This is a genomic window from Pseudomaricurvus alkylphenolicus (assembly GCF_011683955.1).
In the GTDB taxonomy this organism is placed as follows: domain Bacteria; phylum Pseudomonadota; class Gammaproteobacteria; order Pseudomonadales; family Cellvibrionaceae; genus Pseudomaricurvus; species Pseudomaricurvus alkylphenolicus.
Map to the genome: position 1 here is coordinate 329,524 of NZ_JAAQPI010000010.1, position 16,279 is coordinate 345,802.

Annotated in this window: 13 protein-coding genes; 6 read left to right on the forward strand and 7 right to left on the reverse strand. The window is 50.9% G+C overall.

Going from position 1 to position 16,279, the window contains the following annotated elements:
- Positions 1–246: 246 nt before the first annotated feature.
- The gene (locus tag HBA55_RS23860; protein ID WP_166996519.1) at positions 247–1,371 is read right to left on the reverse strand and encodes a M14 family metallopeptidase; all 1,125 of its coding nucleotides are present in this window, start codon (positions 1,369–1,371) and stop codon (positions 247–249) included.
- A 272-nt stretch (positions 1,372–1,643) separates the two neighbouring features.
- On the opposite strand from HBA55_RS23860, the gene HBA55_RS23865 reads away from it, so the two are divergent.
- Positions 1,644–2,750: an S-methyl thiohydantoin desulfurase domain-containing protein gene (locus HBA55_RS23865; protein ID WP_166996522.1), complete on the forward strand. Its 1,107-nt coding sequence runs from the start codon at positions 1,644–1,646 to the stop codon at positions 2,748–2,750.
- A gap of 57 nt (positions 2,751–2,807) precedes the next feature.
- Here the strand turns inward: HBA55_RS23865 and HBA55_RS23870 are convergent, their stop codons facing one another.
- The gene (locus HBA55_RS23870) at positions 2,808–5,600 is read right to left on the reverse strand and encodes a winged helix-turn-helix domain-containing protein (protein ID WP_166996527.1); all 2,793 of its coding nucleotides are present in this window, start codon (positions 5,598–5,600) and stop codon (positions 2,808–2,810) included.
- A gap of 118 nt (positions 5,601–5,718) precedes the next feature.
- Here HBA55_RS23870 and HBA55_RS23875 point away from each other — a divergent pair, with 118 nt between their 5' ends.
- The 5 genes from HBA55_RS23875 (at position 5,719) to HBA55_RS23895 (ending at position 11,703) form a co-directional block, all read left to right on the forward strand.
- Positions 5,719–7,332, forward strand: a complete 1,614-nt coding sequence (locus HBA55_RS23875) for a hydantoinase/oxoprolinase N-terminal domain-containing protein (protein WP_166996529.1) — start codon at positions 5,719–5,721, stop codon at positions 7,330–7,332.
- Positions 7,329–8,492: a DUF917 domain-containing protein gene (locus tag HBA55_RS23880; RefSeq protein ID WP_166996531.1), complete on the forward strand. Its 1,164-nt coding sequence runs from the start codon at positions 7,329–7,331 to the stop codon at positions 8,490–8,492. The genes HBA55_RS23875 and HBA55_RS23880 overlap by 4 nt, the downstream gene beginning before the upstream one ends.
- Positions 8,489–9,793, forward strand: a complete 1,305-nt coding sequence (locus HBA55_RS23885; protein WP_166996533.1) for a cytosine permease — start codon at positions 8,489–8,491, stop codon at positions 9,791–9,793. Before HBA55_RS23880 ends, HBA55_RS23885 begins: the two co-directional genes overlap by 4 nt.
- Positions 9,794–9,874: 81 nt before the next feature.
- Entirely contained in the window at positions 9,875–10,597 is a 723-nt protein-coding gene (locus tag HBA55_RS23890; protein WP_166996535.1) for an aspartate/glutamate racemase family protein, read from the forward strand.
- Positions 10,598–10,602: 5 nt separating this feature from the next.
- The gene (locus HBA55_RS23895; protein WP_166996537.1) at positions 10,603–11,703 is read left to right on the forward strand and encodes an alcohol dehydrogenase catalytic domain-containing protein; all 1,101 of its coding nucleotides are present in this window, start codon (positions 10,603–10,605) and stop codon (positions 11,701–11,703) included.
- A 73-nt stretch (positions 11,704–11,776) separates the two neighbouring features.
- Here HBA55_RS23895 and HBA55_RS23900 read toward each other — a convergent pair whose 3' ends face one another.
- Genes HBA55_RS23900 through HBA55_RS23920 form a run of 5 tightly spaced genes read right to left on the reverse strand, consistent with a single transcriptional unit; the run spans position 11,777 to position 16,223 of the window.
- Complete coding sequence (locus tag HBA55_RS23900) at positions 11,777–12,232, reverse strand: nuclear transport factor 2 family protein (RefSeq protein WP_166996539.1); 456 nt, start codon at positions 12,230–12,232, stop codon at positions 11,777–11,779.
- Positions 12,233–12,264: 32 nt separating this feature from the next.
- Positions 12,265–12,837 (reverse strand): NUDIX hydrolase, encoded by a 573-nt coding sequence (locus tag HBA55_RS23905; RefSeq protein WP_166996609.1) that lies wholly within the window; start codon positions 12,835–12,837, stop codon positions 12,265–12,267.
- A gap of 3 nt (positions 12,838–12,840) precedes the next feature.
- Positions 12,841–13,701, reverse strand: coding sequence for an SDR family NAD(P)-dependent oxidoreductase (locus HBA55_RS23910; protein ID WP_166996541.1), 861 nt, complete (start codon positions 13,699–13,701; stop codon positions 12,841–12,843).
- Between the two features lie 6 nt (positions 13,702–13,707).
- Entirely contained in the window at positions 13,708–14,622 is a 915-nt protein-coding gene (locus HBA55_RS23915) for a VOC family protein (protein ID WP_206019946.1), read from the reverse strand.
- A 32-nt stretch (positions 14,623–14,654) separates the two neighbouring features.
- Entirely contained in the window at positions 14,655–16,223 is a 1,569-nt protein-coding gene (locus HBA55_RS23920; RefSeq protein WP_166996542.1) for a FadD3 family acyl-CoA ligase, read from the reverse strand.
- Positions 16,224–16,279: the final 56 nt, after the last annotated feature.

A 16,279-nucleotide genomic window follows, 5' to 3' on the forward strand; every position in this document is an offset into this window, starting at 1 on the left:
AGAGAACCGGATGCGACTTCCGATGTCGTTGAACTCATATACAAGTCCTTAGACCATCAGCATGAAGAAAATTCCGCTTACATCGATGTAGAGTCCAGAGACGAGGCTTGTTTTGTGCTCGGGTATAACTGAAACTCATCGACTCCCGTAGTCGATCTTCCTAAAGCCCCTCGAGATTAACAGGGGCTATGGGACAATGCCTTTCGAAAAGAGGAAAGACAGTAGTTGATGTAATAGGCTTCTGGCTTAAAGGGTGTCGATGCAGTTCCTAATGGCTGCCAAAGTATCTTTCCCGAGGATCTTGCTTCGTTGTTTGGACCATCCCTTCTCCCGGCAGGGGCGATCATCATTATCTTTAAAAGGCATTTCCAGTGTAAAAGCCAAGCAGCGATGGGTCTCTGCAACATAGCTGGTGGCCGTTGCCATGTTTGCGGTGTTAGGAGCCTTTTTGGGGTATCCATGTGTGGTCTGAAAGTCAGCACTGGCATCAAGAAATGACCGCTTGAAATGGTCTTGCCGGATCTCCATCGCCTTATTGAAAGAGGGAACCCCTTCGCTGCCAGACAGAAAGACATAGGGAATGTTTTCGTCGCCATGTATATCTAAAAACAAATCAACGCCAGTACGGTTCATCTCTTCTCGAACGTGGAATACCTCTGGGCTATTGACCAAGGAAGGCGCAGACCAGGCACGATTGAGGTTCTCTCCTTTGGCATTGGTTCTCAAGTTACCCAAAACACCACCGTCCGGATTCATATTGGGAACAAGGTAGAAAACAGCCCTATCAAGCGCATCATTTGCAATGGCATCTGAGCTGTCCAGCAGTCGCTCCAGAGCGCCCTCTATGAACCACTCTGCCATTGTCTCTCCGGGATGTTGCCGAGCTGTCATCCAGATAACCGCTTTGTCAGAGCCCTGCTCGCCGACCTTGATCAGAGATAGGGGCCGACCTTCTACGGAATGGCCCAAGCAGCGAATACTTGCTTGTTCAGAAAGTTGCACCTTGGCCAGAAGATTCAAGTGACGTTCGAAACTATAAGGAGGAAAATAGGCAAAGTATATTAGATCGGATTCAGGCTTGATCTCAAATTCCAGATTGGTTCCGTCGTATCGGGTCGGGATTCTAAACCAGTTATCCCGATCATAGGAGGCACAAACCTTATAGCCTTCCCATCCCTGTGGATAGCTTGAGCTACCCGCATTGTTGATATTAAGCTGGTGATTATCGCCAACTTGGCAGTGTAAGCCGAAATAGAACCATTGGGAAAAATCGGCTTTATTGTCAGACCGCAATCTCAGTTCGATATTGCGAATGTCTTCTTGATTTACGACGTCAATACTACCTCCGTCGAAGTGGCTAAATATCCTCATCAAAACCCTCGATGTGTGAATAGAAAATTTGGCGGGTACCCTAATAAGGAATGTATCACTTTGGACCAGTGTAAAAGGACAAAGATCGGGTCATTTACAGTCTTCACTGTAGAAACCTGTATCCTTCACACGAATCTCAGAAAATTACACGCGAAGAAGATGTTAGATTGAATGGGTTAGTCGCTGCTGGATCCGTCTATGGGTGTGAACGGCGTGTTTGAAGGCAGTAAACATTTCTTGCAGTTTAATCATCAATGACCTGGAGGTATTGAATGGCAAAGATCGTTCTCGACAATGAAGTTGGACGTTCAGTAGTATACGGCGGAGCGGTACTGGGTGGCGGTGGTGGCGGAACCATAGCAGCCGGATTCCAGAGGTTTGAACTGGCAACCGCCATGGGTACGCCAACCATGATTTCTCTCGACGATCTCAATGATGATGACCTTGTTATTACCGCCTCTGCCGTTGGCGCACCAACCGGTGAAGAGCGGTTCTTTATGCCGGTTGATATTATCAAGGCGATGGAGCTCGTTCAGCAGAAAACAGATCGACGTATTTCCGGCATCATTCCCAATGAAAACGGACCGGCTTCCGGCCTGAATGGTTGGCTTCAGTCCGCCATGTTAAAGATTCCGATGGTGGACGCGCCCGCTAACGGTCGAGCACACCCTACCGGGCTGATGGGGGGCATGGGAATCAATCGAATTCCTGACTATCATTCCGTTCAGTCTGCCGTGGGGGGCAATCCAGACTCAGGTCGTTATCTGGAAATGGTCGTGGAAGGGCAGTTACAAGTGGCTGCAAACCTTGTTCGACAAGCGGCCGTGGAGTCCGGGGGCCTGGTCATGGTAGTGAGAGACCCACTTCCCGTGTCTTACCTAAAAACCAATGCAGCTCCCGGGGCGACGACGCACGCTATGTCAATCGGTCGAGCTATGATGAATGCGGAAGACGCGGGCGCTGCTACGGTGATCGATGCGATAGTTACCTCAACGGCGGGTGACATTCTTTGCGCAGGAAAAATCGAACAGCTTGAATTACAGGCTATTGGTGGTTATACCCTGGGTAAACTCAAGGTCCAGGGGGAGTGTAGCGCTGAAGTCAGTGTCTGGAACGAGTATATGACCTTGGATATTGACGGTGTTCGTCACTCCACCTTCCCTGATTTAATTACGATCATTTCTCAGAAGACCGGCATGCCCCTGGCCTCATCCGAAATCGCCAACGGCGAAGATGTGGTGGTACTCTGTGTACCACGCTGCAATCTGATTCTGGGTACCGGCGTGCTATTACCTGAAACTCTGAGAGAGGCAGAGCAAGCCATTAACCGAGATCTTTATAGCGCCAGTCTCAACGAACCGACGGGCGAAGTCGCCTGAGCGCTGTAAGCGGCAGTCGGCACAAGGACGTGTCGACGAATTGGCAGTGTTGGACGATTACTCTTTGAGCTCAAGCAGCTTTCGGTTGACAATATTGGCGGCATCAGACCGATTGGAGATATTCCATTTCTTAAACACCTTCCTCAATTGATACTTGATGTTGTCTTCGGGTACATCGAGTATTCTGGCGATTTCTTTGTTTGACAACCCCTTTGCAACACGGATAAGTACTTCGTACTCTTTTTCTGACAACCCCAAGCCCGTGGACCTTGCCGAGCGACTCGATTGTTCCTTATTGAGCATCTGGGTTATGCTGCGCAGGAAGTTCTTATGATACCGATTGAGCTCCTTGGCGGTCTCCGAAGCCAATACCTGTTTGGTAATTTTCGAGATGTGGCGTCCTTCGTCGATGAATGGTCGAAAGTAGTCTTCATACATGCTGATCTCGACGGCGGCATTGAGAAATGAGGCCGCCGAATCGGTATCATCCAAGCCTATTCCACACCGGCAACGCAGTAGCAGGACTTCCACCAGTAGTCGATTTCGATGTTGTTTTCGAAGGGTAGCTTCGAGGCCGATCAATGCTTCCGCCGCTTGCTGATACTGTGATTTTTCAATCAAGAGACGGGATACGAGTACGCCTGAGAGTTCGGGCAGGTAGATAGACAGATCAGATTCATTGGGATAGTCGCTGAAAAGCTGAAAGATTCCGGATTCTTCCATCGTCTTTTCTGCAGCCGCGATTTCGCCTGTCAAAAGATACTGTTTGGCCTGCGTGATACTGCAGAGGTGCTTTAATCGGGGAATTCTCCTATCCTCAGAAATACGATGCCCGGTATCGACCGCCTCCAGCATGGAGTTCAGTGAACCCTTTAGTCGTTCAATGGGTATCAGGGTTACGAATGCGGGAGCAAAATGCTTAAACGAGGCATCGAATTTCTGCAGGTGACTCAGCGAGTCTTGAAGCAGTGATTGAGCCTGAGTAATGTCGTTGTGACAATAAGCGATTTCCGCAAGAAAAACGGAGACGGCTGCCTTCAAGTTGAAATCCGTATTGGGATATCGACTGATCAGTGTGTTCGCCTCTTCCAGGTAGGCACTGGCCCGTTTCAGGTTGCATCGCTCCACGTCGAGGATGGACAGATTAATTCTGGTATAGGTGTAGCTGTACACCGTCGATTTTGGGGTTTTCTTGATCAAGGAAACCCATTCATTATGGGAGTTCTCTGCCCCAGCCAAATCACCCCGCTCCCAATATTGGTGAAATAAACAGCCCTTAACGATGCCCTTGAGCACAGAATCGTCAACATCGATCTCTCGCTCCAGCTTCTGGATGTAGTGCAATCTGGCATCCGTAGCCGGTACATCAAGGTATGACCCCAACAGCAGGTCGGCAATGCAAGTCCATTCGATTTTTTCCTTGTCACTGAGTGGGACACCGTGCCACTGGCTATAGTGTTGGCTGTGTTCGCGAAAATAGTCTGCTCGGTTGCAGGCTTCCACTATGTTACCCTCTCTAATCAGGGTAAGAATGATCGTCAGGAAAAGGCGGGGACGCTTTTCGATTGATTCCTTGGGCAGGCGGCTGATGGTATTCCTTACAAAATCCAGATTTCCCGAAAACGTCAAACGCCAGCCTCCTGCACGATTGAGCTCACCGGCGGCCAAATCAGAATCCTTCGCCGCCAACGCCTGATTGATCGCATCGACGATGTAACCGTTTTCGAACAGCCACAGTGACGCCTTTTTATGCAGGGAGTGTACCATCTTTCCTTTTGATTTCTGACACCGGGAAAATAGATACTGAGAGAAAAGTTGGTGGTAACGGTACCAACCATCTTGATTATCCAAAGGGATCAGGAAAAGGCGGTTTTTTTCCAATGTATTAATCGCTGACCAGGGATTGATGGTATCATCCATCGCCATAGCAAGTTCCGCGGTAAATCTGTCGGTTAGAGAGGTAACCAGCAAAAAGTTCTGTTCTTCGAGTGACAGTGAAGAAAATATTTGTTCGGTAATGTAATTCGACAGCTCCCTTGTTTGACCCGTAAGCTCCGAAAACTGGTGACCTTTGATTTTTCCCTTCTCGAAGAGGTAAGACACCATGGTGCAAGCAAAAGGCCAGCCTTCGGTTTTTTTGAGAAGATCACTCACCTCGAGATCGCTGAGCCGGGCTTCGAAGAGCTGCGAGATTTCATCAGCATCAAAGCGTAGATCGTCGACATCAATCTCCAGCAATTGCCCGGCGGCTCTGATTTGTGAGGATTCAATGCTTGGGAAGGTACGTGAAGCGATGATTAATCGAAAATTGTCCGGTGCGTATCGGAGCAGGGTGTTGATAATACTGTCGAGAACACCACCTGAGGCACGGTGATAGTCATCCAGAAACAACGTGACTGGGACGCTCGACTCTGCAATGGTATTGACCAAAATCGTGGAAAACGCCCTCTCAGAAAGGTTCTCTGAGCTTTCAATGACTTCCATCATTTCTTCCAGTTCCAATCCCGACACCCTGAGAGATTCAACAAAATAGCTGTATAGGGATGATCGATCACTGTCGTATTCATCCAGCGATAACCAGCACACATACCCCTGCAGTGACGTTTGGAAACTGTACCAGTTATTCAGCAGATTGCTCTTTCCGTAACCGGCAGGTGCGTGGATGATGCACAAACGAAATCGTGGCTGTTGAGTGTAAATGTTGCGTAAGTTAATGCGACCAATATCGAGGCTGGAAGGCTCCGGTGGAGCCAATTTTGTCTGAATAATCCACCGGTTTTTGGGTTTGGGCATAACGTCGAAACAAGCTTTGTAGGTAGCGTGATACACAATATTAGACCGAAAAATCATAAAATCAACACCGAATATCCGATGCGGAAATTACCCGTATTTGTCGAAATTACACTGGCCTATGATGCTAGTATTTTTGTGAAACTCAACTCGATTAATGATCTCTGGAGTGCGCTATATGCGAATTGGAGTGGACGTCGGCGGAACCAATACCGATGCGGTTCTGTTGAGTCAACGCAGAGTGATTTTTAGCCATAAGACACCCAGTACCACGGATGTTCAAACCGGCGTTTCGGAGGTGATTGGTGGCCTGCTGGCCGGTAGTTGCGTTGACACCAGTGCAATACAGCGGATAACCATTGGAACCACACAGATCACCAACGCCATTTTAGAAGAAAAAGGCTTAACAAAAGTCGCTGTTATTCGACTGGCAGGGCCGGCGGGACGATCCGTTAGACCCTGGACGGGTTGGCCCACATCACTCAAACGCGCTACCCGATCGGCAAGCTACCTGTTACCAGGAGGGTACGAGTTTGACGGGAGAGAAATTTCAAGCTTTGACGAACAAATGGTGCGCGAAGCCGCGCTCGAGTTGGCCAATAGGGGTGTAGAGGCCATTGTCATATCCTGTGTGAACAGCCAGCTTAATCCACGTATGGAGGACAGGGCTGCGGAAATCGTTCAGTTCCACTGCCCGAGTGCCCATATCACCAAGTCCAGTGATATTGGCAGGGTTGGCTTTATCGAGCGTGAAAATTCCGCCATCTTAAATGCAGCCTGTACTCGACTGGCAACGATTATGACCGATGGTCTGGAGGCTGCGGTTAGGGCTAATGGCCTCACGGCGGCAGTTTGCATAAGCCAGAACGACGGTACCGCCATTGATGTGGCAACGGCCAGGCGTTTACCCATTCTGACCATGGCGTCTGGACAAGCCAATAGTATTCGCGGTGCCGCATTCCTGTCAGGATTGAAAAGCGGCATTGTTGTCGATATCGGCGGAACCACCTGTGATGTCGGTGTTATCAAAAATGGGCTTCCTCGAGAGTCAACGAAAGGCGTTACGATTGGTGCGGTGAAAACCAATTTTAGAATGCCGGACGTCTCTTCGATCGCGCTCGGCGGAGGCACGATAATCCATTGCCCAAACTCCAGTCTTTCTCGTTCAGAGAGCGTCACTGAATTATCCGCTCAGATCGGTCGGGTCGAATTGGGTCCTCAGTCAGTGGGAAGCGACATCAAGGAGCGCTCCCTGTGTTTTGGCGGCGATACACTGACGGCCACCGATATTGCCCTGGCTGCAAATCCCGGTTTGGCAGTACAGGTTCAGGGCGCCAATCTGGAGTTGCTGGAACACCTCTCCGGAAGCTTTGTTTCCATGATGTCACAATTCATCAATAACGAGGTCTCGGATATCGTAGACCAGATGAAAACCAGCGCGGAAGACATGACCGTCATTCTGGTCGGGGGAGGACAGCTCTTGGTAGCAGACACAATTGAAGGCTGCACTCACATTGTAAGGCCAAAGTATTCTGACGTGGCCAACGCGGTTGGCGCTGCCTGGTCACAAATCAGCAGTGCAACAGACCAGATTTATTCCCATGAACAAGACGACCGAGACGTCGTTCTCAGTGATCTGACACTCAAGTCCATCGACCATGTGGTGTCTAAAGGAGGAGACCGAGACAGCGCCAGAGTCGTTGAGGTCAATGAAGTCCCGCTTACCTATCTACCCGGTCAGAAGGTAAGGCTATCCGTGAAAGTCATCGCCGAATTCAGCGAAACAACATGATAACAACGAACGCGAGAGAAAGCCGTCTCTATCAATCACCCCTGGATTTTCAGGACGTTCAGGATATCGCCATAGGGTGCTCCTTTCTCGGTGCTGGTGGCGGTAGTATTACCTACGTCACGGAACTGCAACTTCAACAAGCGCTGGAGGAAGACGACAGCCGCATCACCATCGTTTCTCCTCACGATATCAGTGACGATGCGCTCGTTGTCCCCTGTGGTTGGATAGGCGCACCTGGGGTCTTGCTGGAGAAGTACCCGGACGGGAATGAAGGCATCATTGGAATTAAGAAAATGGAAGCCCTTTTGGGACAGAAAGTGGACGCTGTGCTACCCATGGAGATCGGTGGGCAGAATGGATTAAGCCCGCTCTTAATATCGGCTAAACTGAATCTACCGGTACTGGATTGTGATGGCATGGGTCGGGCGTTCCCAAAAGGGTTTATGCAGGTATTTAATCTCCTTGAACGCTCAGGAACACCAGCCGTTTTGACCAATGAACATGGTCATTGCGTCATTATAGACGATGCCGACAACATCACACTCGAGCGCTTGTCGAGGTCGACATCGGTCAGCATGGGGGGGAGGTGCCACAAGGTCAGCTATCCGCTGTGGGGATCAGATGTTAAAGAAATGGTCATACCCGGGACATTAACCCTGGCGGCGGATATCGGGCGTAATCTTAGAATAGCGGGTTGTCGGGGGCAAAGCTCGCAAGAAGCTTTATTCTCCGCCCTGAGAGCGACCAAGGATTATCGTTATGCCTACCCGCTGTTTGAAGGGAAAATCGTGGATGTCTCGCGCAGATACCAATACGGTTTCTCCATTGGTACGGTAAAAATAGAGGGGTTTGGCGTGAATGGGGATACGTCCGTAATTCAGTTTCAAAATGAATTTACGGCGGCGTGGGTTAACGATGAACTTAGGGCCACGATTCCGGACATCATCTCTATTGTTGACGCCGAAACCTGCGAAGCCATTCATGTCGAAAATTTAAGATATGGACAAAGAGTGGGTGTTATTGCGTGTAGTACCAACTCCATATTCAGATCGCAAAAAGCCCTTGATCTTTTGGGGCCACGGCAATTCGGCTTGCAAGACGAGTACCGCCCCGTGGAAGCCCTGAATCAAACAACAAACCACTTCGGAGATGCAGAGTGAAATTGAAGAACTTACTGGACGAACCAACGGATCAGCCGGTGGACCAGGAAAGAAGTGTCAGTTGGAAGAACATCGCTTTGATCAAAATTGGTGTGTTTATCTCGTTGCCCGGGTTTGTAACGGGAGTCAAGGTCGGCAATCAAATCGGTTTGGAGGCCAGTGTTTATGTGTTCTTTATTGCAGGTATCGTTCTCGGGGCATTCGCCAGTATTTGTGGATCTGTTGGCGCAAGAACCAAATTGAGCACCTACTACATTACCCAATACGCCTTTGGCAGTCGAGGCGCTCATTTGGTTAATTCCATATTTGCCGCCAGTTTGTTTGGTTGGTTTGGCATTAATCTTGTTTTATTCGGCAAGGCTCTTGTCGATGTCATCGGGGACAGTGCGCTCGGCCCCTTTACCTGGGAAATTCTTACCATTGCCGGAGCGATTTTGATGATCAGTACCGTGATCTTCGGCTTCAGGGCTCTGGACAGGCTCTCGCAGTTTGCAGTGCCCCTGCTCATACTTTCCCTGGTGGTGCTGGTCTACGCGAGCATCACTCAATTTGGCCTGGAGAACGCTGCCGGTAGCGCGGATTCCTCATCGATGAGTGCTGGTAAGGCGATCTCTGCGGTGATTGGAGGCTCCATTGTGGGCACCGTCATATTTCCGGATATTTGCCGGTACGCGATATCGGTCAAGCACGGGATTATCGCTGCGATTATAACCTTCAGTATTGCCAAACCGCTGATTACGCTAAGCTCTGCCATACCTTCACTTGCTACCGGCGAACGTGAAATCATGGCGATTCTGGACGCCCTGAATTTGGGTATGATCGCTCTGGTGATTGTGGTCTTCACCACGTGGACCAGCAACAATGGCAATTTGTACGGCGCCTCCCTGGGACTCTCGACCATATTCAAGGGCAGGCGCTACTGGCAGCTGGCCCTGGGGAGCGGGGTTGTTGGAACACTCCTGGCCCTATCTGGCGTCATGGACGATATTTTGCCCTTTCTCCATCTTCTTGGCATTGCCATTCCACCGGTGGCCGGAATTTACATCGCTGATTTCTATATTCTTAACGGTGGAAAATATCGCCCATTTTCCCATTCAACCATGGCTGGCATTCGCTACCCCTCCATTGTTGCCTGGTCCCTGGCTTGCGCGGCCGGTTACGCTTCACTCAACGATCTCTATGTGTTGACGACGGTTCCCGCTCTGGATTCTGTCATTGTCGCTGCATCGGTTCTATGCGTTTTGGATAGAATTCTTATCTATGTATGCGGTAATAGATACGCTGACGCCAAAAAAAGTTAGCAATTTCTTAACGCCCACCATTCTCTCTGTAGAGTTTCGAGCTTGCTTCTCGTTACCCCAATGCATTGATTAGGAGTTTTCATGAAATCGATACATTTATTGACACCCGTTGCCCATCCGGTAGACGCGGTTAGCTTCATTGCTGGACAGCAGGACAGTGAATTCCGTTTCGTGAATCATGTTTTGCAAAAGGGACCGATCTCCATCGAAAGTGATTATGATGAGGTCCTGGCGGGGCCAGATATGATTAAAAATGCTTCGGCCGCCGAAAGGGAAGGGGCCAGTGCGATTGTACTGAACTGCGTGGCGGACCCGTCACTGGCTGCTATTCGCGAAGCGGTGAATACTCCGGTGGTCGGTTGTGGACAAGTGGCCATGCACTTCGCTGCGTTGCTGGGTCACAAATTTTCTATTCTGCCCACACTGGAACGACGCAAGCGATGTTATCAGGAAATGGCGATTCGGTATGGATTGGCTGAAAAGTTAGCATCGGTTCGCCCGACAAATATCCCAGTAAGAAATATAGACAGTGATCCCTCAGCGTTCGAAACGCTTTTACAGTGTACTGTGGAAGCAATCCTTGAGGACGAAGCAGACGTTATCATTTTTGGATGTACGCACTTTGCGGCGTTGGAATCGAAAATCACCTTCGGCCTAAAAGAACAGGGGTTATCGGTACCCATCATCAATCCACTGCCGCTAGCGGTTGAGGCGGCAAAGAGTTTAGTTCGCAATCACCTCAAGCACAGCAAAATAGCTTATCCATTGCCTCCTCAGAAAGAGATAGTCGGCTACGTAGTATGAGATTCATGACGAACAAAAAAATTGTTTTAGATAGAATATCGCCGTCCGCTGACGAAAGCGTCGTAGATTGTCTTTCTGTGGTGGAAGAGCAACGAATACCCTCTCCGGCAGAAGACGAATTACTGCTAAAGGTGGTGTTATCTGCTATTCACCCCTGTGATCTTTTGTGCTCAGCTGGTATCGTGTCTCGCTTTCGGGACTTTGGTGGGCATCGAAACACCGAAGTGTTGCCGGGTTTGGAGGCTGTTGCCCATGTGCAACAAGTCGGGGCCGCCCTGCAAGGGAGCTTTGTGGTAGGGCAGCGGGTAACCGTAAAAGCTTGGTCCCCTTGGGGGGAGTGGGAGATCGCCGATGGTGTTTGGTCTGAATACCTTTGCGTAAAGAGCGACAAGGTTATCACCGTGCCTGAAGCGGTGTCGGACCTTGCCGCCAGTACATTTTTTTCCGTTTCCGTGACGTCGTACGTCATGATAAAGGAGGTACTGCAGCTAAAGAAAGGGGATTGGTTGCTGCAAGGAGCAGGAGGCTCCGCATTGGGGCGATGGATCATTGAATTCTGTCGCTACCAAGGTATCAACGTGATATCTACCGTTAGGCGCCAGGAGCAAGTAAACCAACTGAAAGGAGCTTGTGAGACAGACAAAGTGATTCATTGTGCTTCGGACGGATCCAATGCCGCACAAGTGGTGGAGTATATTGAGTCCCTTTGTGGGGTTCGTGGTTTAAAAGGTGCTTTGGACCCGATATCAGATGGTGTGTTTTCCAGCATTGCGCTGAAGCTGTTGTCCCGTTACGGAACAGTATTAAAATATGGCGCCCTGAGCGATGCTCCTATGTTTCTCGAACGGGATGCGCTGACAGCAATGAGCCAGGAAGGACTGTCCATAAGAGGGTTTTCCATCCAAAACTGGTGGATTCCCGATACGTCCGACGATCACAAACGGGTGGTCTACCAGAAGGTCTGGGACTATCTACAAGCCAGCAATCAGGAATGCGCCGTAGAATCTGTGTTCCCGTTTGACAAGTTTGATCATGCGATCGTTAAGAGTCTTGGGTCAAAAACGGGTAAAGTCTTTTTGACTCCGAGAGAGGAAGAGCTACAGTGAAACGGGACAAGCCAATTGCCCCATTATGGCGAGAAAGAGACGTTGCTATCGAAACATTTATCCTGAACGCTGTTTAATCAGTACCCTTGGCTGGGAGCGCTGTTGTTAATTGTGACGTTACCGTAAATCGCGTCGATTTTATTCGCCAACCTTCTTGGGTATACGTGTAGATATCATCGTAGAATCCACCCAGTTGGGTTAGTGTATTTTCTTTTTTGTTGATTTGCTGAAAGTACAGCTGCCAGTTACCAGTAGCGGTATTGCTGTCGATTATCTGAATCTGGGGGTTTTGCCCATGGTGCATGTCGATGATGTATTCATGGTTACCCAGTTCGTTAAAGACATCGATGAGCCCGTCTCTGTGGTTGAATTGGCCGACGTTGCCGTAGTCGATATGGGCTTCGGTTTCTACAAAGCAGTCGCGCATGATGTCGGTCTGTTTGCGATCACAGGCACTCAGGTAGCGGGCCTTGAGTTGTTTGATGGCTTCAATGGATTCCAGCTGGTGCAGGCGTTCTTCTATCGTCATAGCGCTAAGGTCTGGTTGGTATTCAGTGAGGGTTACAGGTGTTGTGCAACGGTGGCAATGGTGTTGGTACCGCCTTGTATTTTTCCCATAAAGACCCGGAAGTTGTTGCTGAGCAGATCTTCGTAGAAGAGGTCGACGTTTTCGAGAACTTCAGGAAAGGCGAATTCTTCACGTGGAAATTCTTTGTGGTTGAAGAGCGCCACTTCTGTGGCTTCTTCGGTGGTTTCAAAGTCCGGAGAAAGTAAGGGCGCGTGGTAAACCATGTAGATTTGGTTCATGGGCATCAGGTTGCCGACAAGCCACAGGTTCATCCGTGACATGTCGACTTTCGCCCGGGTTTCTTCATAGAGTTCGCGGGCGGTGGCTTCCAAAAGGGATTCGTCTTCTTCAACAAATCCGGATGGTGCTGTCCAGAGCCCCTTGAAGGGCTCGGTGCCGCGGCGCATCCACAGCACTTTGTCTTCCCAGGTAGCATGACAGGAAACCAGAACTTTCGGGTTTTGGTAGTGGACCTTGCCGCAGTGGGTGCATTGGAAGCGCAGTTGAGGGTCGTGGCCAATCACGCGCTTTTCGACTCTGTTGCCGCACTCGCTGCAGAATTTCATGGTTTATTCCACCACTGCCGCGCTGAAAGACAAAGGGCTGCCCAGCATGTCCCGGTGGGAGATGGGCTGTTTGCCATCAATGTCTTTGACGCCCAATTCTTGTCCGAGTTCTGCACCGACAAAGGTGTATCCGGATTTTTCCATCAGCGATGAGGATTCATAAAGTGCACTGATGACGCGACCGGTAAATTCCGGGGATTCGGCCAGATCGAAGAAGTTTTCGTACTTTTCCGGTTCTGCGGCCATCACAGCGTCGGTGCGCTCAGTTTTGAGCATGCCCATCCAGATGGCGGCACTGGCGACATTGTAGGGGCGCAGGTCGTGGGCCATGTCCCAGGCCATTTTGTCGAGTCCGGCTTTTTGGGCACCATAGGCGGGGCCGTGCATGTAACAGCTGGAGCCAAAGGAGCCGGTGTTGACAATCAGGCCGCTTCGATTCTCACTCATGATTTTTGCCGCGTAGTAGCTCGCTACGTAGCTTGAGCGTAAGCCGACGTTAAGGATATTGGCCAGCTCAAGCGACTTGCTCCAGAAAGCACCGGGTTTAATGAGATCGTCGTGAATGTGGGTGGCATTGTTGACCAGTATGTCGAGGCGTCCCTGTTCGCGCTGGATGCGCTCGAACAGGGCTTGCACCTGAGCGTCGTCGTTGTGGTCGCAGATGGCTGCGATACCCTGGCCGCCACGCTTTGTGATTTCTTCGGCGGTGGCATAGACGGTACCGGGCAGTGGGGCAGCGCCTTCGGATTGGGTGCGACCGGTTACATAGACGATGTCACCCTCGGAGCCGAATGCCAGTGCAATACCTTTGCCGGCACCGCGGCTGGCGCCAGTGACGAGTACGATTCTAGATTGTTTGCGCATTCTGGATTAGCCCTGTCCCACACTGAAATCATGTCCCCAGAAGCTGTTAACCGTGCTCTGGAAGGCGGAATAGTTGTCCCAGTCTTCAATAGTTCGCCCTTCGGCGCCGTATTCGAGCATAAAGCCCGACGGCGTTGCCATGTAGAAACTCACCATATGGTCATTGGCGTGGCGGCCCAGAGTGCCCGTCAGTTGCACGCCTGCGGCTTTCATGCGGTCCATGGCACGGCCAACTTCATCAACGCTGTCCACTTCCACCATAACGTGAACGCAGCCGCTGGGCATGGGGGATTCAAACAGTGCCAAACTGTGATGGCGCTCGTTGCAGTGCATAAAGTACAGGCGTTTTTCCGGTTCGTTGGGGTCTTCGGTAAAACGCACTTTCATCAAGTCGGACAGGCCAAAGCCCATAACGTCTTTGTAGAAAGCAACGGTTTTATCGAATGTGGGGGCGGGCATAACCACGTGGCCAAAACCTTGTTCGCCGGTAATGAATTTCTTGATGCCAACCGGAGAGGCAAATTGGGCAAAGTCGGACACCGGGCCCCAGTAGATTTCATGTTGGTTGCCTTCGGGGTCGGCAAAGCGTACCAAATCCTGTACCCGGCGGGTGGCTATCAGTTCCGGGCTGCAGCGTTCGAAATCCACGCCACTGTCTTCCAATACTCGCAGAGCGTCGTTAAAGGCTTCCGGTCCCGCAACTTCCCAGCCACTGAAACCGTAGCGATCCTCATCGGATTTTTCCACCACGATGCGGTAAGGGCGGTCGTCCATTTTCAGGTAAACCTGTTCACCGCCTTCGATATTGAGGGTGTCGGAAACATCCATCATGCCGAGTACCCGGGTGCCATAATCTGCCCAACGGGTTGGGTCGGTGCACTCTACGCCGATATAACCAAGGCTGTGAATCTTTATACTCATGTTTGTATTCCTGATAAAATGGATATCTGAATTTATTCTGCAGCGAGTTTTCGCAGCTCTGTTTTGAGCACCTTGCCCGAGGCATTGACCGGCAGCGATTGCATAAACTGTACCCGGCGCGGAACCTTGTAGTTGGCCATCTGCTGGCGACACCAATCGACAAAGTCTTTGTCTGTCAACCCGGTATTGTCTTTCAGTACAACAAAGGCCATGGCCACTTCCCCCTGGCGTTCATCGGGAACGCCGATGACAGCATTCATGGCAATGGCGTCGTGGGTGCTGATGATGTTTTCAATTTCCGCGGGATAGCAGTTAAAACCGCCGGTGATAAACATATCTTTGAGGCGGTCGGTAATGCGCAGATAGCCACGCTCGTCCAGCACACCAATGTCGCCAGTGTGGAGCCAGCCGTCGCTGTCGATGGTACCGGCGGTTGCCTGTTGGTCTTCGAAGTAGCCCTGCATTACATTCAAACCGCGAACGACAATCTCGCCGCTCTCACCCACCGCTACCGGTTGGTTGTTGCTGTCGACACAGCGCAGTTGGATTTCAGGTATGGCCCGGCCTGAGGTTTTGGCGATGGTCTCGGGATCATCTTCCGGGCGGCACATGGTGGCGAGACCACAGCTCTCAGTAAGGCCGTAAGCTGTAATCACCCGTTCAAAGCCCAGGCGCGATTTCATCTGCCGGATCATTTCCACCGGGATGGCAGCCGCGCCCGTGGTGGCACAGCGCAGGGTACTGGTGTCGAACTGCTGCAGATGTGGATGTGCCAGTAATGATTGAAACAGGGTAGGCGGCCCGGGCAGTACGGAGATACGGTCTTCGCCAATACGGGTAAGGATGGCTTCGGTGTCGAATACGGCGTGAGGCAGCAGCGTAACGCCTTTGATCAGGCAGGCCAGAATGCCGGCCTTGTAGCCATAACTGTGGAAGAAGGGGTTAACCACCAGATAGCGGTCCCCCTGTTCAATACCGAGAATCTCGGCAAAGGCAGTAAAGGTCTGCAGGTTTTGGCGGTGTCCGGTCATTACGCCTTTGGGATTACCGGTAGTGCCGGAGGTAAACAGGATATCAGAGGTCTGTTCGCCAGTGACCGCCTGCAGCGCGTCCCGCACCTGTGTGTCGCTGATGCTAGCGGAGCTTTCCAAAAAGGTGTTCCAACAGGTGTGGCGGGTATCTTCTTGCCTGAAAACCACTATTTCCTCAAGATCAGGCAGGTCTTCGCCTTGCAGCAAGGCCGGATAGTCAGTGTCCAGGAATTGACCAATCGAAAACAAAAAACGGGTGCCACTGCGTCTCAGGATATAGGCAGCTTCACTGCCCTTGTAGCGGGTATTCAGTGTTACCAACACGGCTCCTGCGCATTGGGCACCCAGGGCAGCAATAATCCACTCTGAAATGTTGGGAGCCCAGACTGCCACTCGATCACCGGGTTTTATGTCCCGGGCCAGTAGAGCGGCCGCCACTTTTTCAGCGCGTTGGGAAAATTCAGAGAAGCTGAGACGGGTGCCGCCTTCTTCCAGAAACGGCTGGTCACCGAATTGACGGGCGGCGTGCTGAATCAGCTGGGGAATCGTCGTCGCGGTTTGGGTGGGCATGGCAATCCTTGATCGTTCTTGGGTTTATGACCTCTTTGGTTAGTAACAAAGGTATC